This is a genomic window from Pantoea sp. CTOTU46764 (assembly GCF_031974595.1).
Taxonomy (GTDB): domain Bacteria; phylum Pseudomonadota; class Gammaproteobacteria; order Enterobacterales; family Enterobacteriaceae; genus Pantoea; species Pantoea trifolii.
In genome coordinates, this window is record NZ_DALYOQ010000083.1 from 1 (window position 1) to 22,931 (window position 22,931).

The following is a 22,931-nucleotide window of genomic DNA, read 5'->3' on the forward strand; positions in this document are numbered from 1 at the left end:
CCCCTCCTCGGTCCTCCCCCATAAATGGGGGAGGAAGATGCTGCAAAATGTTAGTTCTTAAGCTGCATATGGCAGCGTCTCCTTCCCCCGCTTGCGGGGGAAGGCCGGGATGGGGGAATGCGAGCACATTCCCCCCCAAAACAAAATTCCTGATGACAACCCGGCACGCTCTGTGCAGGATGGTTTTTTTCATTTTCAGGGAATCACCATGAGTGCAAAAGCGGCAACGTTAGAGGGCCGGATTCGTCAGCACTGGGATCAACTCTCCAGCCACGAGCAGCGACTTGCCGATGTGCTACTCGCCGCACCGGGCCAGTTAGCCATGAACACCGCCACCGAGCTGGCGCACAGCGCGGGCGTGTCCAAAGCCACCACCACGCGCTTCTTCCGCCATCTTGGTTACGAAAGCTATGAAGCCGCACGTCGCCAGGCGCGTGAAATGCAGAGCAGCGGATCACCGCTCTACCTGCAACCGGCACCCAGCGCGTCGCCGCTGGCCAGCATCATGCAGCAGCATCTGGAAAAAGAGATTGCCAACCTGGTCAACAGCTATCGCACGCTGGACAGCGAACAGCTGCAGCAGGCGGTTACCGCCATCAGCCAGGCGCGTCGCGTGGTGGTGATGGGTTGGCGCCACAGCCAAACCATCGCGCATCTGATCTATCGCGATCTGATCCATATTCACTCCGACGTGCGTCTGCTGCCGCGTCCCGGCGATTCGCTGGCGGAACATATGGCGGCTCTGACCGCTGAAGATGTGGTGATCTGCGTCGGTTTACGTCGGCGTATGCCCGCGCTGGAAGCGGCAATGAACACGCTGGCCGAGCGCAACGTGCCGATGCTGTATATCGCCGACGTGCTCTCCGGCAAACCGGCGCGCCATGCGCAGTGGGTAATCCGCTGTCACACCGACAGCAGCCTGATCTTCGACAGCACCGCCGCGCTCTCCGGCGTGTGTAATCTGCTCTGTTCACTGGTGGCCCGACAAATGGGTAAAGCCAGCAACGATCATCTCGCGCAAATCGAAGCGCTGCACCAATCCCTCGACGAACTCGAATAATGCGCCGTGCTGGCGCAGGGTGCGCCAGAAAAATCACCAAAACGGTGCAGTTCTGTCCACCCTCCGCCAATCCATCCATCCCCATTCTGCATCATGTGAAATAGTAGAAATTAAAAATAAAAATCAAGAAACAAATGTTTCCAGTTGATTTTATTACCTAAAGAATGAGTTGTTGTGGGTTTCCCTGCGTAGTGGTGAAAAAACTGGCACAAAATATGCTCAGTAGAAAAAGACATTTCACCAACACCAGGGAAACACCATAATGAAAAAAACAGCACTGCTGATTGCCGCTCTTCTCTCCGTCGGCACCTTAGCGCAGGCGCAAGCCGACACGCTGGCCGACATCAAAAGCAGCGGCAAAATCACCGTCGGTATCGATCCAACCTTTCCTCCCTACGAATACACCGATGACAAAGGTGAGATCACCGGTTACAGCGTGGCGATTATGCAATCCTTCGCCAACGATCTCGGTGTGAAGTTGGAGTTTCAGAAAACCGCCTTCAGCGGCATTCTGCCGGGCTTGATTTCGGGCTCCTTCAATGCCGAAGGTTCATCCCTTAACGTCACGGCGGAACGCGCGAAGAAAGTGCTGTTCACCGTGCCGTACAGCAAAACCGTTAATGGCGTGCTGGTGCGTGAAGCCGAGGCGAAAACCTTCAGCGGCAAAACCCTGAGTCCGGAAAGCTTGTCGGGTCTGCGCGGCGCGGTGAAAACCGCCAGCGTGCCAGAGCAACTGCTGAAGGGCTTCAACGAGCAGTTGAAGAAAGAGGGTAAAAAACCGATCACCATCATCAACGTCGATTCACTGGATCAAACCGTCAGCACCTTGATGACCAAACGCGCCGACTTCGTTTATGACGACATCTCGGTACTGGCGCCGGTGGCGAAAAAATATGCCGGAAAAGTGGCGCAGGTCGGCGAAGTGGGCCCGTCGCAATGGATGGGTTGGGCGACACGCAAAGAAGATGGCAGCCTGAACAAAGCCATTAGCGACCACATCCTGACGATGCAGAAAGAGGGCGAACTGACCAAGCTGCAGCAGCAGTATCTCGGCACCACCTTTACCGTGCCCGCCAGCGACTTCAATCCGCAGGAGTAATTATGTGCCAGTCCAACCTGACGGTGCCTGCCGGCTTTGGCAAAACCTTCCGCGTGCGCAAGGGCCAGTTTATTACCGTGATTGATAGTGAAGGGCAGCAGGCGGCCGATTTCGTCGCGGTGAATGCCGATGATCTGAATGAAAAGCTGTCGCCGGTGCATACGCGTCAGCAGCTGCGATCGCTATTCTTCAAACCGGGCGACGCGCTGTGGTCGAGTGAAAACCGTCCGATGCTGCGCATCCTTGCCGACAGCATCGGCATCCACGACGCCAACGTGCCCGCCTGCGATCGCACCCGTTTCAGCATCGATTTCGGCGTAGAAGGGCATCGCAACTGCGTGGATAACCTGCTGGAAGGGATGAAGGAATTTGGCGTCACCTACTTCTCGCTGCCAGAGCCGTTCAACCTGTTCCAGAACGGCCCGGTCACCGCCGATGGCCGCATGGAAGTCACCGATCCCAACAGCAAAGCGGGCGACAGCATCACCTTTGAAGCACTGTGCGATCTCATCTGCTCGGTGTCATCTTGCCCGCAGGACATCATTCCCGGCAACGGCCTGCAGGTGACGCCTATCGACATCGTGGTCAGCGACCATTTTCACGCTCAGGAGATGAATCATGCTGTTAATGCGTGAAAGTTTTGAAGAAACCGCTGTGCGCACGTTGGCTGAACCGGTGCAGGTTGCGCCGGGCAGCATCGGTTCGATTCGCGTGCTGCGCGGCCAGTTACTGCGCATCACCGCACAGGGCGACGGTGCGGTGGCTTCGCTGTTTGGCTTTAGCCTGACCGATCCCGCCGTGTGGCTGTCGGTGCATCACACGCGGGTGTTCAGCAACAGCTACCTGCTCGGTTCCGGTATGCGTCTGGTGAATAACCGTCGCCGTCCGATGATGGTGCTGGGTAAAGACAGCGTGAAACGTCACGACCTGCTGCTGCCGGCTTCCACCACGGCGTTTCTCATTGAACGCGGCTATCCGGGCGAAGGTTGCCTCGATGCGCTGCGTGGCGAGCTGGCGCGTTTGGGGATGGTGGTGCCGAAATTGCCAGACCCCATCAACCTGTTTATGCACGTCAAGCTGACGCGGGAAGGCGATATTCTGCCGGAAACCAACCTGACCAAAGCCGGTGACAGCATTACCTGTCGCGTGGTGATGGACACGCAGTTCATCGTCTCCGCCTGCAACACCGGCATTGAGGGCAACGATCGTCCCGCGCCGCTGCTGCTGTCGGTGGCGGAAAACCTGCACGACTTTAACGCGGAGTAACGCATGGGGCTGGATCAACAGGTAGTGGCCGCGCTGCCGGAACTCGGACACGGCCTGCTGATGACGCTGGTGCTGACCGTGCTGGCGTCGTTAGTCAGCGTAGTAATGGGGCAGCTCGGCTGCTTCCTGCAACTGCGTCGTGCCTGGATCTGGCGCGCCATCGGGCGTTTCTATGTCAGCGTGATGCGCGGAACGCCGGCGATTGTGCAGCTGTTTGTGGTGTTTTTTACCTTGCCACGGCTGGGATTGGGCGGTCAGCCAATGCTGGCGGCGGTGATTGCCATTGGCCTCAACAGCGGCGCTTACGTGGCGGAAATCCTGCGCGTCAATCGCAGTCTGGTGACGCGCGGACAGCTTGAAGCGTCGCGCACCTTGGGCCTGAGCCGCTTGCTGACGTGGTGGTACGTCATCAATCCACAAGTGATGCGCGCCAGTCTGCCAATGCTGGTCAATGAGTTTACCATTCTGCTGAAAACCACGCCGCTGGCGTCGGTGGTGGCGCTCACCGAACTGACCTACGCCGGACAGATCGTCATCGCCCGCACCTACGAAGCCACGCAGGTGTTGCTGCTGGTGGCGGCCGGTTATCTGCTGATCGCCATGCCGTTGATTGCGGCGGCGCGTCGTCTGGAAGTGAAACGGAGGTTGGCATAATGGATTGGCAGGCAATTATCACCTCTTTGCCGTCGCTCGGTGACGGCTTGCTCGCCACCTTGCAGCTCTGTCTGGTGGCGGCGCTCTGCTCGCTGCTGTGGGGCGCGCTATTGGCCGTGCTGCTAATGCGCGCCTCGCCGTTCTGGCTGCGTTTGCTCAATCTTTATAGTGGTTTAACGCTCGCCTTGCCGCTGCTGGTGGTGATCTATCTGCTCTACTTTGTGCTGCCGGAATATGACATCACGCTGTCGTCGCCGGTGGTGGGCGTGCTGGCGCTAACGCTCTACTACGCGCCCTATATTGCGCAGGTGATCCGCTCGGCCATTGATGCGCTGCCGCAAGGGCAGTGGGAAGCGTGTCGCGTGCTGGGCCTGAGCCGCAGTGAACAACTGCGCGACGTGGTGCTGCCGCAAACATTGCCGCAGATGCTGTCGCCGCTGGTTGGGCTGATGATCGGTTTGATTAAAGACTCCGCGCTGCTGTCGATTGTCTCGGTGCAGGAGTTTATGTACGCCGCCAAACAGGCGATTTCGGATACCTACGCGCCGCTGGAGATCTATCTCACGGTGGCGCTCTGTTACTGGCTGCTCAACAGCGTCATCGATTGGCTGGCGCGCGGCCTTGAATCTCGCATGACGCGCTATCGTCGTGCCATGCAGCATTAATCAGGAGAACAACATGTCGGCTGAATTTCAGCATCGCGAAGCGGTGACCATCCCGGCACGCTACGGTAAAGCGGTGCGCCTGAAGAGAGGTGAAGCGGTGCAGGTGATTAACCTGCACGGCACGCAGGTGGTGGATTGCTGGGCTTACAACGCTGAGGATGTGAGTGAATATATGTGTATGGAGGCGACGCGCGTGTGGAATCAGCGTCTCAATCCCAAAGTGGGCGACAGCTTTATCACCAGCCAGCGCCACCCGATTTTGACGCTGGTGGCAGATACCTCGCCAGGCGTGCACGACACCTTTATGGCGGCCTGCGACGCGCGTCGTTATGAGCTGCTCGGCTGCACCGAACCGCATCGCAACTGTCATGACAACCTGTTTGAAGGCATGAGCGAGCTGGGCGTGACGCTGCCGCACGGCAATCTGGCCTCGTTTAATATCTTTATGAATATTCAGGTGCAGCCGGATGGCATCACGCTGAAGACGCTGCCAGTGGTCACGAAGCCGGGCGACTATATTGTGCTGCGCGCCGAGATGGATTGTTTTGTGGCGTTTTCCGCCTGTCCGCAGGATATCGTCAGCATTCAGGGGCAGGGCGACAACACCCCGCGCGATGCCGAACTGCGTATTTTGACCAGCGGATTCCCGCAGGTGCAGTTGAAGGGGGCTTGGGTTCCGGCTTGATGGTGCACGCTGTCCCCGTGCTCGGTCTGTGCTGGCTGTCCCCCTCCTCGGTCCTCCCCCATAAATGGGGGAGGAAGATGCTGCCATATGTCAGTGTTGAAGCTGCATGTGGCAGCGTCTCCTTCCCCCGCTAGCGGGGGAAGGCCGGGATGGGGGACAACGAGCACGCTCTACGACTTCACCACCCCATCCAGCCACGCCTGAAACCGTGCATACGGCACATACAGCGCCACATTCTTAAACAGCGTCTTACCGCTTTTATTGTCATCAATCTGGCTGCTGTAACCGACAATCACGCCCGCCAGCGTATCATCGCTGGCGTTATACACCGCGCCGCCGGACATGCCTTTCACCACGCCGGCATTGGCCGCCACCACCACGCAGCTGGCTTTGTTCCAGTCATTTGCCAGCGTGGTGTTAATCAGATTCTTGCCGCTCGACGCCACCGGCATCGCCGAAATAAAGCTGTAGCCATACAGATTCACGTCGTCGCCAATGTGGCTATTGCGGAACGGCGGTGGCAGATTGGCTTCGCTGTTTTTGTGGTACACCACGGCGATATCGCATTCGGGATGCCAGGCTTTCACCCGATAGAGCGAATACCTGGCCACGTGGGCCGCCGTCAGGCTGTATTCGGGCGTGAGAGGAATGGTGGTGCCAAGCGCACCAATGCCCAGCACCGTTGGAATGCCGGTGACGGTCATATCGACGCGTTTTGCTGCTTCTTTGCTGTATTCGTAATGCCCAACAGAGCAGCCACTCAGGCAGCCAACCGTTAGCGCGATGAGCCATCGCATACGCTTTCCCCTCGATTTTTGACACCCCATAACCGGGCAATCCATTGAGGTATCGGCAGTGCAAGTCCATCCTTTACTGTTTGATTTTGCGTCAAAAGCTGACTCACTGTGATAACGATCACATCCTTTTCAAGCGTAGCGCGGAAACATCAATCTGTCTCAATGGTTAGTCTGTGACATTTTCCCGCGCAGGGATTATTGCTGCGGGCGCAAATAAGCCTTGCGGCGCGCGGGGTAGTTGGCATGAGAGGGCTATGCTTTAATAACAGTGTGACGCAGTTCAAATTTTAATAAGCGTCTGTTGTAACCGTACTGCGCTCGCAGTGCGGTCCGCCTGCAAAAAAATTATTGGGAGAGTGTTATGCCTGTTGCATTACTGGCGCTGGCGCTGAGTGCGTTCGCCATCGGCACCACGGAATTCGTCATTATGGGATTGCTGCCCGAAGTGGCGGGCGATCTGCAAGTGACGATTCCTTCTGCGGGATGGCTGATCAGCGGTTACGCGCTGGGCGTTGCCATCGGCGCGCCGATCATGGCGTTGCTGACCGCCAAACTGCCGCGTAAACGTACTCTGATTCTGCTGATGATTATCTTCATCATCGGTAACGTGCTCTGTGCCTTGGCCTACACCTACAACCTGCTGATGCTGGCGCGTGTGGTGACGGCGCTGTGTCACGGGGCGTTCTTCGGCATCGGCGCGGTGGTCGCGGCGAGTCTGGTGGCACCGGGTAAACAGGCTTCTGCTGTGGCGCTGATGTTCACCGGCCTGACGCTGGCGAACGTGCTCGGCGTGCCGCTCGGCACCTGGTTTGGTCAGATGTTTGGCTGGCGCGCCACCTTCTGGGGCGTGGCGATCATCGGCATCTTTGCCTTTATCGCGCTGATTGTGAGCCTGCCGACCAACAAAGAAGAGAAGCCGGTGCATCTGGCGAGTGAAATCAGCGCGCTGGCCAACGGCAAACTGTGGCTGTCGCTGCTGATGACGGTGTTCTTTGCGGCGGCGATGTTTGCGCTGTTTAGCTACATTGCGCCGCTGCTGCTGCAGGTGACCGGCATCTCAGATCGCGGTGTCAGCTGGACGTTGTTCCTGATTGGTGCGGGCCTGACCGTCGGCAACATCCTCGGCGGCAAGCTGGCCGACTGGAAAGTGTCGTTTAGCCTGATCCTCAGCTTTGTGCTGATTGCGCTGTTCTCGCTGCTGTTCAGCTGGACCAGCCATGCGCTGTGGCTGGCGGAAATCACGCTGTTCCTGTGGGCGATGGCGACCTTCGCCACCGTGCCGGGCTTGCAGATTAACGTGGTGCGCCACGGCAAAGATGCGCCGAATCTGGTCTCGACGCTGAATATCTCGGCCTTCAACGTCGGCAATGCGCTCGGCGCGTGGGTCGGTGGCGCGGTGATCGAGAAAGGTTATGGCCTGACGTCGGTGCCGGTTGCCGCTGCTGCACTCGCGGCAGTTGGTTTGGTGATCTGCCTGATCACCTTCCGCAAATCGGGCGGGCAGGGCGAAGCGGTCAACGCTTAAGCCAGCCGCTCGGCAATACGTTGTGGAAACGCGGCCACGTGCTGTTGCAGGTGGTCGCAGAAGTGTTCGACCAGCGCCGAAGCCGGTCGATGCTGCGGCCGCACCAGACTGACGGTGAAGGGCACGGCAATACTGAAGCGACGCATCACCACACCGCTGTCGGCGTAATCCAGCGCCGTCAGCGGATTCACAATCGAAATCCCCACGCCCGCGCGCACCATCGCGCACACCGACGCCGCGCTGTGCGTCTCCAGCACCAGACGACGCTCCACATCCTGCTCATGAAACAGTGAATCCAGCAGCTGACGATAGCTATCGCTGCGCGACAGGCTGACGTAGTTTTCACCGTGGAAATCCTGCGGCGTCAGCACTTCGCGTTGACACAGCGGATGTTGTGGCGGCAGCACGCACACTTCATCACAGGTCAGCAGCGGCACGCGTTCAGTGCCCGCTGGCGGGTGTTGGGTTTCGGTCAGACCGAGATCGTAACGCTGCGCCGACAGCCACTCTTCCAGTAGCGGCGACTCCTGCGGAATAATATTCAGGCTGACCTGCGGATAGCGCTGCAAAAACGGTTGTAGCAGCGGCGGCAACAGCGACTGCGAAAACACCGGCAAGCAGGCGATCGACAATTCGCCCTGACGAAACTGACGCAATCCTTCGGCGGCATCCATAATGCGATCCAGTCCGTACCACGAGCGCTGTACCTCTTCGTACAGCCGCAAGCCTTGCACCGTTGGTTGCAAGCGGCCACGCACGCGTTCGAACAGTTGCAGGCCAAGCTGCTGCTCCAGGCGCGCCAGTTCGCGGCTTACCGTCGGCTGCGAAGTGTGCAGCAGCGTGGCCGCCTGCGTCAGGTTGCCGCTGGTCATCACCGCGTGAAAAATTTCGATATGTCGCCAGTTAATTTTTGCCATCGTCTCCTCCGCTGAATCCATATCATATTTGTATAGATGTCGCTAAAACAGATATTTTTCTGAATTGATGCGCTGTGGCTAAATGGCCTCAATGACACAGGAGAATTGACATGCCACGCCCACTCAACAACAGCGAAACCGCGTTAACTGCCGCCAACTTACTGCCGCTGGCGCAGCGTTATTCTGGCCCATTCTGGGCGTACGATGCGGCGATCATTCAGCAGCGTATTGCGCAACTCGGCGCCTTTGACGTGGTGCGTTTTGCACAGAAAGCCTGCTCCAACATCCACATTTTGCGTCTGATGCGCGCGGCGGGCGTCAAAGTCGATTCGGTGTCGCTGGGCGAAATCGAGCGTGCTATTGCCGCCGGTTATCAGCCGGGCGGCGAAGATATCGTCTTCACCGCCGATGTGTTCGATCAGCCAACGCTGACGCGCATCGCCGAGCTAAAAGTGCCGGTCAATGCTGGTTCGGTGGATATGCTGCATCAACTGGGCGAACTGTCGCCGGGCCACGCGGTGTGGCTGCGCATCAATCCTGGTTTTGGTCACGGTCACAGCCAGAAAACCAACACCGGCGGTGAGAACAGCAAACACGGCATCTGGCATAGCGATCTGCCGCTGGCGCTGGCGGCGATTCAGCAGCACGGCCTGCGTCTGGTCGGCTTGCATATGCACATCGGTTCCGGCGTGGATTACGGCCATCTGCAGCAGGTGTGTGACGCGATGGTCGATCAGGTGGTGGCGTTTGGCCAGGATCTCGAGGCGATTTCTGCCGGTGGCGGTTTGTCGATTCCTTATCGTTTTGGCGAAGAAGCCATTGATACCCAGCACTATTACGGCTTGTGGAACGGCGCGCGTGAGCGTATCGCCGCGCATCTCGGTCATCCAGTGAAACTGGAGATCGAGCCAGGTCGCTTCCTGGTGGCCGAATCGGGCGTGCTGGTGTCGCAGGTGCGTGCAGTGAAAGAGATGGGCAGCCGTCACTTTGTGCTGGTCGATGCCGGTTTCAGCGATTTGATGCGTCCGTCGATGTACGGCAGCTTTCACCACATTTCTCTGCTGCCGGTCGATGGCCGCGCGCTGGGCGACGCCACTGTCGAGAGCGTGGTGGCCGGTCCGCTGTGTGAATCGGGTGACGTGTTCACGCAGCTGGAAGGCGGCAAAGTGGAAACCCGCGCGCTGCCTGCGGCGCAGGTCGGCGATTATCTGGTGTTCCACGATACCGGCGCGTACGGCGCATCGATGTCGTCGAACTACAACAGCCGCCCGCTGATTCCGGAAGTGCTGTTTGAGAATGGCGCACCGCGTGAAATTCGTCGTGCGCAGACCATTCAGGAGCTGCTGGCGCTGGAGCTGATCTGATGAAGATTGTCGCGCTCAGCGAGGTGCCGCATCACGCCTCGCAGATCACCGATTGGCTGTGGCAGGCATTTGGCGACGGTACGTCGCGTGAGTTTTACGACAGTATCGTGCGCAGCAGCCTCAACGGCGCGGACTTTCCGGTGACCTTCGTGGCGCTCGACGGCGACATACCGCTCGGCACGGTGGGATTCTGGCGCTGCGATTTGATCAGCCGTCAGGATCTCACACCATGGGTGGCGGCGCTGTTTGTCGAGGAGTCCGCGCGCGGCAAAGGGTTGAGCGAAGCGCTGCAGCAGCATGTGATCGATTTTGCGCGCCAGCGCGGCCACGACAAGCTGTGGTTATGGTCAACGTTTGGCGGTTATTACGAGCGTTTTGGCTGGCAGTATCAGTGCGACGCGCTGGAGTTCCCGGATGTGCGGGTGAAGGTGTATTCGCGAAGTTTGTAACCAGGTCGGCATAAATGCCGACCCTACGAAAGGCGGTTAGGGCTTAACCCGGCCCACTCACCGAATGCCGTCTTACCAGCGTCGGGCTAAACATATTGGTCACTTCCGGCATCTCGCTGCCATTAGCTAACGCCAGCGCCAGTTGCGCCGCCTGTTGCGCCATGGTGACAATCGGGTAGCGCACCGTGGTTAAACGCGGGCGCACATAGCGCGACACCAGCACATCATCAAAGCCAATCAGCGACATCTCTTCCGGCACGCGAATGCCGTTATCACTCAGCACCGCCAGCGCGCCGGCGGCCATCGAATCGTTATAACAGGCCACCGCCGTGAACTGCTTGCCGCGTCCCATCAGCTCGGTCATCGCCTGCTCGCCGCCCACTTCGTCAGGTTCGCCCCACGCCACTAAACGATCGTTGCACGGCAAACCGTGCTCTTTCAGCGCGTCGTAATAGCCTTGCAGACGATCTTCAGCATCGGAAATGGTGTGAGTAGAGCAGATAAAGGCGATTTGCGTATGGCCTTGCTGAATCAGATGGCGCGTAGCCAGCCACGCGCCGTAGCGGTCATCCAGCGCGATGCAGCGATGTTCAAAGCCTTTCAGCAGACGATTCAGCAGCACCATGCCCGGCACCTGCTTCATCAGCATCTCTAAATCGTCATCGGGGATTTTCTTGGCGTGCACCACTAAGGCGGCGCAGCGATGACGCATCAGTTGCTCAATCGCCTGACGCTCTTTTTGCTCATTGTGGTAACCGTTACCAATCAGCAAAAAGTTGCCGGTCTGGCCCGCAACTTCATCCACCGCTTTGACCATCGCGCCAAAAAACGGGTCGGAAACATCGCCCACCACTAAACCCAGGGTTTCGGTGGATTGCTGCGCCAGGGCGCGTGCGTTGGCGTTCGGGTGATACTGCAACTGCTCCATTGCCGCCGTAACGGCGAGGCGAGAACTCTCGCTGGCTTTGGGCGAATTATTGATGACGCGGGAGACGGTCGCAACCGACACCCCAGCCATACGGGCAACATCCTTAATGGTAGCCATGCGATTATCGACATCCGGGAAAACGTTTACACATGCCACCAGTGTTACGGAAAACCCACCCTGTAGCAACCCGGCAGAATGCCAGCGCTGTCGCAAAAGCACGGAAAATCAGGCGCTCACAGCCGCGCTTTAGCTCGGTTACAGGCTCATGTTATGCTGCCAGACACAATCACACCTGCCTGCCGGACCCAAAAACCATGAAAACTCGCGTGCCACACCTGGCGCACTGGGGTGCATTCACTGCCGTCACTGAAAACGATCGCCTGATTGGCTGTGAACCCTTCTTCGCCGATGCCGATCCGTCGCCGATGCTCAACACCATTCCTGAACTGGTCTATTCGGATAAGCGTATTCGCCAGCCGATGGTGCGCCGTTCATGGTTGAAGTCGCGCGAGAACAGCGATCGCACCTTGCGCGGTCGGGAAGACTTCGTGGCGGTAGATTGGGATACCGCGCTGGATTTAGTGGCGGAAGAGAATCGCCGCGTGCGCGATCGCTACGGCGCAGCGGGCATTTTCAACGGCTCTTACGGCTGGTCATCGGCGGGACGCGTCAACCACGCGCGCACGCTGATTCGTCGCTTCTATTTTCAGGGCGGCGGCGGGGTCGATCAGCAAGGTAACTACAGCTGGGGCGCGGCGCAGTTCTTCCTGCCGTACGTGATTGGCACCTACATGCCGCTCACCGGCCGCGTCACCGACTGGCCGCAAGTGGTGCAGCACGCCGACATCTTTATCGCCTTCGGCGGCCTGGCGCTGAAAAACGCGCAGGTGGCGTCCGGCGGCGCAGGGCAGCACAGCCTGAAACCGGCGCTGGAGCAGCTCAGCGCCAAAGGCACGCCAATTATTAACATCAGCCCAATGCGCGATGACTGCCCGGCGTTCGTCAATGCCGAGTGGATTCCGATTCGCCCGAACACCGACGTGGCGCTGATGCTGGCGCTGGGTTTTGAGATCACCAGGCGTAACGCGCTGGATGAAAGCTTCCTCGCCAGCCACTGTACCGGCTGGCCGCAGCTGCGCGGCTATCTGCTCGGTGAAAGCGATGGCATCGCCAAAACGCCTGAGTGGGCCAGCAGCATTACCGGCATTCCGGCGGCGCGCATTGCTTTGCTGGCGCAGCAGCTGATCGGCAAACGCAGCTTTATTACCTGCTCCTATTCGGTACAGCGCGCCCATCGCGGCGAGCAGCCGTACTGGATGATGATTGCGCTGTCGTCAATGCTCGGTCAGCCGGGCTTGCCGGGCGGCGGTTTCTCCTTTGGTCATGGCTCGATGAACAGCGTCGGCAATCCGCGTCAGGATGGCCCGGCACCCATGATGAGCACCGGTCCGAATCCGGGCAATTTGTCGATTCCGGTGGCGCGCATCAGCGACATGCTGCTCAATCCCGGCCAGCCGTACGCATTCCAGGGTGAAACCCAGCACTATCCGGATATCCATTTGGTGCATTGGGCGGGCGGCAATCCGTTCCATCATCATCAGCAGCTCAATCGTCTGGTGGAAGGCTGGCAGCGCCCGGATACTGTGATTGTGCAGGATATCGTCTGGACGCCGGCGGCGCAGATGGCGGATATCGTGTTGCCCGCCACCACCACGCTGGAGCGCAACGACATAGGCGGATCGTCGCGCGATCGCTTCGTGCTGGCGATGCATCAGGCGATCAAGCCGCAGCATCAGGCGCGCAATGATTTCGACATCTTCGCTGATATCGCCGATCGCCTCGGCTATCGTGATGTGTTCACCGAAGGGCGCAATGAGATGCAGTGGATCGAGCATCTGTATCAGCAGTGCGCGGTAGCGCATGCGCGGCGTGATATTCCGTTCCCGGAGTTCGGGGAATTCTGGGAGCGCGGTTTTGTCGAGATTCCCGAAGGCGGCAAGCCGTTCGTGTTTATGGATGATTTCCGCGCTAACCCAGAAATGCATCCAATTCAAACCGCCAGCGGCAAGATTGAGCTGTTCTGCCAAACCATTGCCGATTATCAGCTGGAGGATTTCGCCGGACATCCCGAGTGGCGCGAGCCGCAAGAGTGGCTGGGCGCGCCGCTCAGCGCCGAGTTCCCGCTGCATATGATCTCCATTCAGCCATCCGATCGTCTGCACAGCCAGATGGATGCCACCGCCACGGTGCAAGGCAACAAAACCGCCGGACATGAGACGCTGTATATGCATCCGCAGGATGCGGCAACGCGTGATATTCAGGATGGTGATGAGATTGAGGTGAGCAACGCGCGTGGTCGCATGTTGGCCGGTGTGCGCCTGACCGACGGTTTGACGCCGGGCGTGGTGATCATCGCCACCGGTGCCTGGTTCGATCCTGGATTTGGTCGCGCCTGGCAGCCGTGGGATCGCGCCGGCAACCCGAATGTACTGACATTAGACATCGGTACCTCGTCGTTAACCCAGGGCCCTAACGCCATGAGTTGCCTGGTGGAAATCAAAAAACATCTGATGTGAATGGGCAACGAATAATCTCATCGCTGGTTACATTTTGCCGGTAACTGTTGCGTTTAGGAGATGGTTTCCCAGCGTGCCACCTTGCTACAGTCAGGGTCCCAGAGGTATTGATGGGTGAACATCAAAAAGTTTTCTTGATTACACCGACCTGCGCAGATGCGCAGGTTTTTTTTTGCTTAACGAATCGAAACACAGTTTTCCTGTCAACTCGCTTTACGTTTCTTTATAACTGCAAGCAATAAGCTTCAGATTCACTTACAGCAGCGGATTGCCATGCCTCAAATAAAAAAATTTCTGGGAAAAGACCAGATAAAAGCGCCCTTTAACCCGTTTCGTTTTCGCCTGATTTGCCTTGGCGTTTTCTGCTGTCTGGTGCTGTTGCTGATTTGCGTTGGTGACCTGCAGCTGATCAAGCATCCGATGCTGGAGCACGAAGCCGATCAGCGTTCGCTGCGTACCGTGACGCTGCCGACCAATCGCGGCACCTTGCTGGATCGCGACGGCCAGGCGTTAGCGTTGAGCGTTCCGGCGCGTGACATCATCGCCGATCCAATGCGCGTGCTGGAGGCAAATCCCGATTTCACCAGCGCCAAATGGGCGTATCTGGCGGCGGCGCTCAATCAGCGTCCGGAAGATCTGCGCGCGGCCATCACCGCCAACCCGAAAAAACGTTTCCTCTATCTGGGCCGTAAAATCGAACTCGGCATCGCTAAAGATATCGCCGAGCTGAAACTGAAAGGCATCAGTTCGGTGTATAACGACAGCCGTTTCTATCCGATGAGTGAAGCGGCCGCGCCGCTGATTGGTATCGTGGGAGCCGACAGCAACGGCCTGAACGGCATCGAAAAAGGCTTCGACCATGTGCTGCAAGGCGATCCCGGCAAAGAAGTTTATCGTCAGGATGGCGAAGGCAACATCATTGCGATGATCGATTACCAGCCGCCACAGCAGCCGCCAACCGTGCAGCTCAGCATCGACAAGTTCGACCAATTCACGCTCTACAGCAAACTGCGCGACGGCGTGCTGCTTAACAAAGCCGATTCGGGCGCGGCGGTATTGGTGAAAATCGATACCGGTGAAATTCTGGCGATGGCTTCTTATCCGTCGTTCAACCCGAACAACTACGAAAACGCCACGCCGGCGCAGATGCGTAACTCGGCGATCAACGACAGCTACGAACCTGGCTCCACGGTGAAGCCGCTGGTGGTGATGGAAGGGCTGGAGCGCCATCTGGTGCGCGCCGACTCGGTGATCGATACCACGCCGTACAGCGTTAACGGCCACCTGATCCGCGACGTCGGTCACTGGCCGCGCCTCACCATGACCGGCATCCTGCAGAAATCGAGTGACATCGGCGTCTCGCACATTGCGCTGGCAATGCCCGCTGAAGCGCTGGTTAATACCTATCAGGCGTTTGGTCTGGGTAAACCTACCGGGCTGGGATTGACCGGCGAGAGCGTCGGTTACTTCCCGCTGCACCGCGAGCGCTGGGCTGATATCGAACGCGCCACCTTCGCCTTTGGCTACGGCCTGCGCGTCACGCCGCTGCAGATTGCGCGTGAATACGCCACGCTCGGCTCTTACGGCGTCTATCGTCCGCTGTCGATCACCAAAGTGACGCCGCCGGTGTTAGGCAAACAGGTAGCGAATCCGCAGGTGGTGCAAACTGTGGTGCATATGCTGGAGAGCGACGTGCTGCCAGGCGGCACCGGTGTCAGAGCGGCGGTGCCGGGTTATCGTCTGGCGACCAAAACCGGTACTGCAGAGAAGATGGGCAGCAGCGGCAAGTATGATGGCGGTTATATCAACTACACCGCAGGCATCGCGCCTGCCAGCCACCCGGAAGTGGCGCTGGTGGTGATGATCAACCATCCTACTGCTGGCGATCACTTTGGTGGATCGGTGGCGGCACCGATCTTCGGTAACATCATGGGCCCGGTACTCAAGCACATGAACGTGGCACCGGACGCGATCTACAGTAAACCTTCTTCAGACAAATCTTAGTTAAATCAAAAGTGTAAGTGAGGTGTGGAGAATATTCACACCTCGTTTCACTTCCCCAAACACCGTTGCTTTTTGCACCTGTCTTTCACCGGCTCAACGGTGCCAATATGGACATCCCAGAGGTATTGATGGGTGTGAAACAAGCTGCTTTGGCAGTACCCTGTTATTACACCGACCCACGCAGATGCGTGGGTTTTTTTTGCCTGTTATTTACTGCCGCGCGAACTCGCTCACACCTCTTGTCTGAGTCTTAACACTTCCCCGGCAACATAAAAATATCGGGTTGTGTAACCTGTATGTAACGCACCGCGATGTCGCATTCCATGGCGGTTCGCTAGCCCCCTACAGTGTTGGTAGCGCTTTAGGGGGCGATTTTTTATTGCGATTCGTTGAGGCCACCTGCAATGCCAAAAACCAAAGACCGCACGCCAAAAGGCGAGGGCCGATCCTCGGCGTTTCAGTTACGTATTCATCCGGAGCTGCATGAACAGCTGCGCAGTGTGACCGATGACGACAACGTTACGCTGTCGTGCTGGTTAAAAGAGCTGGCACGCCGCGAGCTGCGCCGCCGTGGCATCGAACCCAAAGGTTAACCGTAGGGCGTCATTTATGACGACCTTGCCAATGACCGTACTGTGCGGCCTCCGGAACGGTCACCATAAATGGCGACCCTACGGGTGCGATATGCACGGACGGAATTGCCATCAAAAAACCGCGAAAAGCCAAAAACACCAACGATTTATGGCACGAAAGGTTTACCATTTTCCTTTGGAAAATATATTTTACGCAACCTTAACAACCTCGCTTAACCCGCCTCCCTACAATGACTTTTTGAGTCATTACCTTCGTGACTATTCCCTTCCTATCTTTTAGAGAACAACTATGCGCCTGAAACTTCTTTCTGCCAGCGTGGTGTTTTTACTGGCAGCCTGTGATCAGGGCGGAGCAAAGCCCGCCGCATCCGCCACCCCGCAAGTGGGCGTGGTCAACCTGAAAGCGGAACCCGTTACGCTCGTTAGCCAATTGCCAGGCCGGACCACGGCGGTGAGAACCGCGCAGGTGCGTCCGCAGGTGAGCGGCGTGATTGAAAAAATCCTGTTTACTGAGGGCGGTGAAGTGAAAGCCGGCCAGCCGCTGTATCAAATCGATCCGGCCACCTATAAAGCCGCCTACGACAAAGCGATGGCGACCTGGCAAAACGATGCAATGGTGGTGAAACGCTATCAGCCGCTGGCCAACGCGCACGCCATCAGCCAGCAAACCTACGACGATGCGGTTGCCGCCGCGCGTGAAGCGCAGGCCGATGTGGAAACCGCCAAGGTGAATCTCGATTACACGCTGGTGAAAGCGCCGATTTCCGGCCACATCAGCCGCTCGCTGTATACCGCCGGTGCGCTGGTCACCAACGGGCAAACCGATTATCTCGCCACCATCACTCAGCTTGATCCGATCTATGTCGATGTCAGCGAATCCTCCACCGATCTGCTGCGTCTGCGCCGCGCGCTGGCCGACGGCAAAATCGCCAAAGTGGCCGACAACACCGCCGCAGTGGGTCTGTCGCTGGAAGATAACAGCCAGTACGCCGAGCAGGGCAAGCTGGCGTTCTCGGAAGTGAACGTTGATACCGCCACCGGCACCGTGGTGCTGCGCGCGGTGTTCCCGAATCCACACAACGAACTGCTGCCTGGCATGTACGTGCACGCCAGCTTCCCGCAGGGCATTCAGCAGCAGGGCATTTTGCTGCCGCAAGAGTCGATCATGCATGACACCAAAGGCCAGCCGTATGTCTATGTGGTGAAAAGCGACAACACCATTGAGCAGCGCAGCATCCACACCGGCGAGATGATCAAAGGCGAATGGTTGGTAACGTCGGGCCTGCAGCAAGGGGAAAACGTGGTGGTGAACAACCTGCAAAGCGTGCGCAGCGGGGTGAAAGTCACCACTACCGCTGCCAACACCAATGACACGCCATCCGCCAATGCGGTGAGTCTTTCGATGACTGACGCAGCAGCGCAATAGGAGGCGGCATGTCGAAGTTTTTTATTGAACGTCCAATTTTTGCCTGGGTTATCGCGATTATCGTGATGCTGGTGGGCGCGATTGCCGCTATCAGTTTGCCGGTCAATCAATATCCTAACATCTCCGCGCCGGCGGTCTCCATCTCGGTGACCTATCCGGGCGCCAGCGCCGAAACCACGCAAAACACCGTGGTGCAGGTGATTGAGCAGCAGCTGAACGGCCTGGATGGTTTGCGCTATCTGGAGTCGAGCAGCGCCTCGGACGGTAGCGCGCAGATCATCGCCACCTTTAATCAGGGCATCAATCCCGATATCGCCCAGGTTCAGGTGCAGGACCGCGTGTCGCTGGCGGAGTCGCAGTTGCCCACCGATGTCACGCAGCAAGGCATCCGCATCCGTAAGTATCAGAAAAACTTCATGATGGTCATCGGGCTGATCGCCAAAGACGGCAAGCTGACCAACGGCGATCTGGCCGACATGCTGGTGTCGAAACTGGAAGATCCGATCTCGCGTACGCCGGGCGTCGGCGACTTCATGGTGCTGGGATCCGAATACGCGATGCGCATCTGGCTCGACCCAGCCAAGCTCTACAAATACAACCTGATGCCGAGCGATGTCACTACCGCGATTGATAACCAGAACGTGCAGGTGTCATCCGGTTCACTGGGCGGTTTGCCGACCATTCAGGGCGCGAAAACCGAGGCGACGATCCTCGGCAAAACCCGTTTCACCACCGTGAAGCAGTTTGAGAATGTGCTGCTGAAAGTGAACAGCGACGGCTCGCAGGTGCGGCTGAAAGATGTGGCCAGCGTAGCGCTCGGGCCGCAAAGTTACGGCATCGACGCCACCATGAACGGCAAACCGGCCGCCGGTATCGCGCTGCGTCTGGCAACCGGCGCTAACGAACTGGATACCGCCAAAGCGGTGCGCCAAACCATCGCCGACCTGAAAGATTCGCTGCCGGATAACGTCGAAATTCAGTACCCGTACGACACCTCGCCGGTGGTCAGCGCCTCGATTGAAGAAGTGGTGAAAACGCTGATCGAAGCGGTAGTGCTGGTGTTCTTCGTGATGCTGATCTTCCTGCAAAACCTGCGTGCCACGCTGATCACTACGCTGGTAGTGCCGGTGGTGCTGCTGGGCACCTTCGGCATTCTGTCGGCGTTTGGTTACAGCATTAACACTCTCACCATGTTCGGTATGGTGCTGGCCATCGGGCTGCTGGTGGATGACGCCATTGTGGTGGTGGAGAACGTCGAGCGAGTGATGCACGAAGAGCATCTCGATCCCAAAGCCGCCACCATCAAGTCGATGCAGCAGATTCAGGGCGCGCTGTTTGGCATCGCGCTGGTGCTGTCGGCGGTGCTGCTGCCGATGGCGTTCTTCTCCGGATCGACCGGCGTGATTTACCGCCAGTTCTCGGTCACTATCGTCTCGGCGATGGCGCTGTCGGTGATCATGGCGCTGATCTTCACGCCCGCGCTGTGCGCCACCTTGCTGAAACCGGCGGCGGCGGAGCATAAAACCACCGGATTCGCCGGTTGGTTTAACCGCAAATTCGACAGCGGGGCGATGCATTACACCAACGGCGTCAGCAAAGTGATTTCCCGTCGCGGCCTGTTCCTGGTGATCTATCTGGTGATTGTCGGCGTGACGGGCTTTTTGTTCACCCGCGTACCCACCACCTTCCTGCCGGGCGAAGATCAGGGCTTGATGATGGTGCAAATCACACTGCCGGTGAACTCGTCGTCGCAGCGTACTCAGCAGGTCATCAACGATCTCAACGCCTATCTGCAACAGAACGAAGCGTCGGTGGTGACCACCACCTTTGGCGTGGCGGGCTTTAACTTTGCCGGTCGCGGTCAGAGCAACGCCATGGCCTTTGTGCGCCTGAAAGATTGGGGCGACCGCACGCACAGCGGGCAAAGCGTACAGGATTTGGCGAACCGCGTGATGGCGCACTTCGCCAACTATCAGAACGCCAAAATCTTCGCCATGGTGCCGCCAGCGGTGATGGAGCTGGGCAATGCCACCGGTTTCGACCTCTATCTGCAGGATACCGGCGCGCACAGCCATCAGCAGATGATGGATGCCGCGCACCAGCTTATTTCGTTGGCGAACAACGATCCGCATCTGGCGCAGGTCCGTCTTAACGGGCTGGAAGATGAGCCGCAGTATCAGCTGGAGATCAATGATGAGAAGGCCAGCGCGCTCGGTCTGAGCATGACCGACATCAACAACACTTTGTCGGTGGCGTGGGGCTCCAGCTACATCGATCAGTTCATGTATAACGGCCGCGTGAAAGAGGTCTATCTGATGGGCAAAGCGGACTCACGCGTCACGCCGTCCGATCTCGACAAATGGTACTTCCGCAACAGCAGCGGCACCATGGTGCCATTCTCCGCCTTTGCTTCGGGTAAATGGGTGTACGGCTCGCCGCACTTCGAGCGCTTTAACGGCTTAACCGCCGAAGAGATCCTCGGATCGCCCGCGCCGGGCCAAAGTACCGGTGAAGCGATGAAGGCGGTGGAGCAGCTGGCGAAGCAGCTGCCGCACGGGTTCCGCGTGCAGTGGTACGGCATTTCGTATGAGGAGCAAGCCTCCGGCAGCCAAACCACGCAGCTCTATCTGATCTCGATTCTGGTGGTGTTCCTGTGTCTGGCGGCGCTGTACGAGAGCTGGTCGATCCCGTTCTCGGTGATCATGGTGGTGCCGCTCGGCATTCTCGGCACCATCAGCGCGGTGCTGATGCGCGGCTTGCAGAACGATGTGTTCTTCCAGGTTGGCTTACTCACCACGGTCGGGCTGGCGGCCAAGAACGCCATTCTTATCGTCGAGTTCGCCAAAGAGCTGCATGAGCGCGAGGGCAAAACGTTGGTGGAAGCGGCGGTGGAAGCGGCGCGGCTGCGTATCCGCCCAATCATCATGACCTCAATGGCATTTATCCTCGGCGTGCTGCCGCTGACTATCTCCAACGGCGCGGGCGCAGGCAGCCAGCACTCGATCGGTACGGCGGTGGCGGGCGGGATGATCACCGCCACCTTCCTCGCCATTTTCTTTGTGCCGATGTTCTACGTGGTGGTTTCGCAGTTCTTTGCGCGTAAGAAAAAACCAACAGCAGAGACCGTGCAAGACAGTTAAACGGTCGCCATGAATGGCGACCCTACAGGTTTTCGTAGGGTGCGCATTCATGCGCACCTTCATACAAAGGCACTTGAATGCTTAAGTTAAAAATGAACATTAATAATTTCCGTCTGGCGCTGTTGCCGCTGACTTTGGCATTGGCCGGTTGTACGCTGGCGCCGCATTATCAGCGCCCGGCGCTGCCGGTGGATGCGAAATACGATCAGGCGACGCCGGTCGGTAACGTCGCGGATTTGCCGTGGCAGAACTTCTTCACTGACGTCACGCTGCGCAACCTGATTCAGCTGTCGCTCGACAACAACCGCGACCTGCGCGTGGCGGCGCTGAATGTGCAAGAGGCGCAGCAGGGCGTCACGGTGCAGCGCGCGGCGTTGATGCCGTCGATCAACGCCACGGCCAGCCAGACCTCGGCGCATGAACCGGCCAATCTCTACAACACCAAAACCAGCGGCGCGGTGACCTATCACGAGCTGAACAGTGGTTTGAGTGTGACCTCGTGGGAGCTGGATTTCTTTGGCCGCCTGCAAAGCCTGAGCGATCAGGCGCAGGAAACCTATCTGTCGAGCGCCGCCACCGAGCGCGCCACGCGTATCTCGCTGATTGCGGAAGTGGCGACGGCGTGGCTAACGCTGAGTTCGGATAACGATCTGCTGCATCTGGCGCAACGTACTGCGCAAAGCCAGCAGGAGTCGTATCACCTGACCAAACTCAGCTACGACGGCGGTGCCAGCAGCGATCAGGATCTGGCGCAGGCTGAAAGCACGGTGCGCGCCGCGCAGGCCGACGTGGCGAGTTATACGCGGCAGGTGCGGCAGGATGTCGATGCGCTGCGCTTGCTGGTCGGCACCGATCTGCCCGCAAGCTTGTTGTCGCACGCCACGCTGGACGCCAACTGGCAGTTCCCGGCCACGCCGGCTGGCTTGCCGTCGGATCTGCTGACGCGTCGCCCGGACATCATGGCAGCGGAGCACACGCTGAAGGCGGCGAATGCCAATATCGGCGCGGCGCGTGCCGCCTTCTTCCCAAGCATCACGCTGACCGCGTCCGGCGGCTCTACCAGCAGTTCGCTTGGCAGCCTGTTGGGCGGCGGCACCGGCGCATGGTCATTCATGCCATCGATTAACCTGCCGATTTTTGACGGCGGTAAAAACGAGGCAAACCTGAATATCGCGCATATCGAAAAACGCATCGACATTGCGGATTACGAGAAAGCGATTCAAACCGCGTTTAAAGAGGTGAAAGATGCGCTGGCCGGGCAGGACACCTGGCAGGATCAGCTGACAGCGCTGCAACAGGAGGTTGGCGCCAATCAGCGCGACTACGACTACTCCGCATTGCGCTTCAAGCAAGGCGTAGACAATTATCTCAATGTGTTAGTGGCCCAGCGATCGCTTTACAGTTCGCAGCAGTCGCTGATCAGCGCGCATCTGGGCCAGCTGAGCCAGAAAATCACCCTCTACAAGGCGTTAGGCGGCGGCTGGAAATCTTAATTGCCTTAACGAAACCCTTACGGTTCGCGTATGGAATTCGCGCGGGCATTCAACCGATAATGCGCGCAGTGATGGTTTCCCTTTGAAATAATCCCCTGTTTTACCGGGGACTTTCCTTTTTCTTGCTGACTTGAAGATCCTGATGACTCCTAACGCTTCCCGCTCCACGTTCTCTCGCTGGCTGAAATGGCTGCTCCTGTTGGTTGTGCTGTTGATTGTGGCGGGCGTGATCTGGCGCGTGGTCGGCGGACATGGCGGGATGCCGCCGGGCGGCGAGAAGGGCGGACGCG

The 22,931-nt window shown here is 58.3% G+C and carries 19 protein-coding genes; 16 read left to right on the forward strand and 3 right to left on the reverse strand.

Going from position 1 to position 22,931, the window contains the following annotated elements; translation table 11 throughout:
• Positions 1-208 precede the first annotated feature (208 nt).
• The 7 genes from RTM06_RS20280 to RTM06_RS20310 all read left to right on the forward strand — a co-directional run bounded on the left by RTM06_RS20280 (position 209) and on the right by RTM06_RS20310 (position 5,429).
• Positions 209-1,060, forward strand: a complete 852-nt coding sequence (locus RTM06_RS20280) for a MurR/RpiR family transcriptional regulator (RefSeq protein ID WP_312184514.1) — start codon at positions 209-211, stop codon at positions 1,058-1,060.
• Between the two features lie 262 nt (positions 1,061-1,322).
• Complete coding sequence (locus RTM06_RS20285) at positions 1,323-2,159, forward strand: transporter substrate-binding domain-containing protein (RefSeq protein WP_312184515.1); 837 nt, start codon at positions 1,323-1,325, stop codon at positions 2,157-2,159.
• Positions 2,160-2,161: 2 nt separating this feature from the next.
• Complete coding sequence (locus tag RTM06_RS20290; protein ID WP_008108219.1) at positions 2,162-2,794, forward strand: DUF1989 domain-containing protein; 633 nt, start codon at positions 2,162-2,164, stop codon at positions 2,792-2,794.
• Positions 2,778-3,425, forward strand: coding sequence for an urea carboxylase-associated family protein (locus RTM06_RS20295; RefSeq protein WP_265299296.1), 648 nt, complete (start codon positions 2,778-2,780; stop codon positions 3,423-3,425). Before RTM06_RS20290 ends, RTM06_RS20295 begins: the two co-directional genes overlap by 17 nt.
• 3 nt (positions 3,426-3,428) lie before the next feature.
• Positions 3,429-4,079, forward strand: coding sequence for an amino acid ABC transporter permease (locus RTM06_RS20300; protein ID WP_312184516.1), 651 nt, complete (start codon positions 3,429-3,431; stop codon positions 4,077-4,079).
• The gene (locus tag RTM06_RS20305; RefSeq protein ID WP_312184517.1) at positions 4,079-4,744 is read left to right on the forward strand and encodes an amino acid ABC transporter permease; all 666 of its coding nucleotides are present in this window, start codon (positions 4,079-4,081) and stop codon (positions 4,742-4,744) included. Before RTM06_RS20300 ends, RTM06_RS20305 begins: the two co-directional genes overlap by 1 nt.
• Before the next feature lie 13 nt (positions 4,745-4,757).
• On the forward strand, positions 4,758-5,429 hold the full coding sequence (locus RTM06_RS20310; protein WP_312184518.1) for an urea carboxylase-associated family protein: 672 nt from the start codon (positions 4,758-4,760) through the stop codon (positions 5,427-5,429).
• Positions 5,430-5,599: 170 nt separating this feature from the next.
• On the opposite strand, the gene RTM06_RS20315 is transcribed toward RTM06_RS20310, so the two are convergent.
• Entirely contained in the window at positions 5,600-6,226 is a 627-nt protein-coding gene (locus RTM06_RS20315; RefSeq protein WP_256697283.1) for a serine protease, read from the reverse strand.
• A gap of 361 nt (positions 6,227-6,587) precedes the next feature.
• Between RTM06_RS20315 and RTM06_RS20320 the strand changes: the two genes are divergently transcribed.
• Positions 6,588-7,751: an MFS transporter gene (locus tag RTM06_RS20320; protein ID WP_061719877.1), complete on the forward strand. Its 1,164-nt coding sequence runs from the start codon at positions 6,588-6,590 to the stop codon at positions 7,749-7,751.
• Here the strand turns inward: RTM06_RS20320 and RTM06_RS20325 are convergent.
• On the reverse strand, positions 7,748-8,668 hold the full coding sequence (locus tag RTM06_RS20325; protein ID WP_312184519.1) for a LysR family transcriptional regulator: 921 nt from the start codon (positions 8,666-8,668) through the stop codon (positions 7,748-7,750). The two genes, RTM06_RS20320 and RTM06_RS20325, sit on opposite strands and share 4 nt — an antisense overlap.
• A 110-nt stretch (positions 8,669-8,778) precedes the next feature.
• On the opposite strand from RTM06_RS20325, the gene lysA reads away from it, so the two are divergent.
• Together lysA and RTM06_RS20335 are read left to right on the forward strand one after the other, a co-directional pair.
• Complete coding sequence (gene lysA, locus RTM06_RS20330) at positions 8,779-10,032, forward strand: diaminopimelate decarboxylase (protein ID WP_293794498.1); 1,254 nt, start codon at positions 8,779-8,781, stop codon at positions 10,030-10,032.
• The gene (locus tag RTM06_RS20335) at positions 10,032-10,481 is read left to right on the forward strand and encodes a GNAT family N-acetyltransferase (protein ID WP_312184520.1); all 450 of its coding nucleotides are present in this window, start codon (positions 10,032-10,034) and stop codon (positions 10,479-10,481) included. The genes lysA and RTM06_RS20335 overlap by 1 nt, the downstream gene beginning before the upstream one ends.
• Before the next feature lie 43 nt (positions 10,482-10,524).
• On the opposite strand, the gene galR is transcribed toward RTM06_RS20335, so the two are convergent.
• A complete protein-coding gene (gene galR / locus RTM06_RS20340) occupies positions 10,525-11,526 on the reverse strand; it encodes an HTH-type transcriptional regulator GalR (RefSeq protein WP_036649453.1) in 1,002 nt (333 codons plus the stop codon).
• A 197-nt stretch (positions 11,527-11,723) separates the two neighbouring features.
• Between galR and RTM06_RS20345 the strand changes: the two genes are divergently transcribed.
• From RTM06_RS20345 to RTM06_RS20370, 6 genes are all read left to right on the forward strand, one after another.
• The gene (locus RTM06_RS20345; protein ID WP_312184521.1) at positions 11,724-13,985 is read left to right on the forward strand and encodes a molybdopterin-dependent oxidoreductase; all 2,262 of its coding nucleotides are present in this window, start codon (positions 11,724-11,726) and stop codon (positions 13,983-13,985) included.
• 273 nt (positions 13,986-14,258) lie between these two features.
• Positions 14,259-15,989 (forward strand): penicillin-binding transpeptidase domain-containing protein, encoded by a 1,731-nt coding sequence (locus RTM06_RS20350; protein ID WP_312184522.1) that lies wholly within the window; start codon positions 14,259-14,261, stop codon positions 15,987-15,989.
• A 404-nt stretch (positions 15,990-16,393) separates the two neighbouring features.
• Complete coding sequence (locus RTM06_RS20355; RefSeq protein WP_061719884.1) at positions 16,394-16,582, forward strand: hypothetical protein; 189 nt, start codon at positions 16,394-16,396, stop codon at positions 16,580-16,582.
• Positions 16,583-16,871: 289 nt separating this feature from the next.
• The gene (locus RTM06_RS20360; protein WP_312184523.1) at positions 16,872-18,008 is read left to right on the forward strand and encodes an efflux RND transporter periplasmic adaptor subunit; all 1,137 of its coding nucleotides are present in this window, start codon (positions 16,872-16,874) and stop codon (positions 18,006-18,008) included.
• 8 nt (positions 18,009-18,016) lie between these two features.
• On the forward strand, positions 18,017-21,148 hold the full coding sequence (locus tag RTM06_RS20365; protein ID WP_312184524.1) for an efflux RND transporter permease subunit: 3,132 nt from the start codon (positions 18,017-18,019) through the stop codon (positions 21,146-21,148).
• A gap of 92 nt (positions 21,149-21,240) precedes the next feature.
• Positions 21,241-22,641: an efflux transporter outer membrane subunit gene (locus RTM06_RS20370; protein WP_312184525.1), complete on the forward strand. Its 1,401-nt coding sequence runs from the start codon at positions 21,241-21,243 to the stop codon at positions 22,639-22,641.
• Positions 22,642-22,931: the final 290 nt, after the last annotated feature.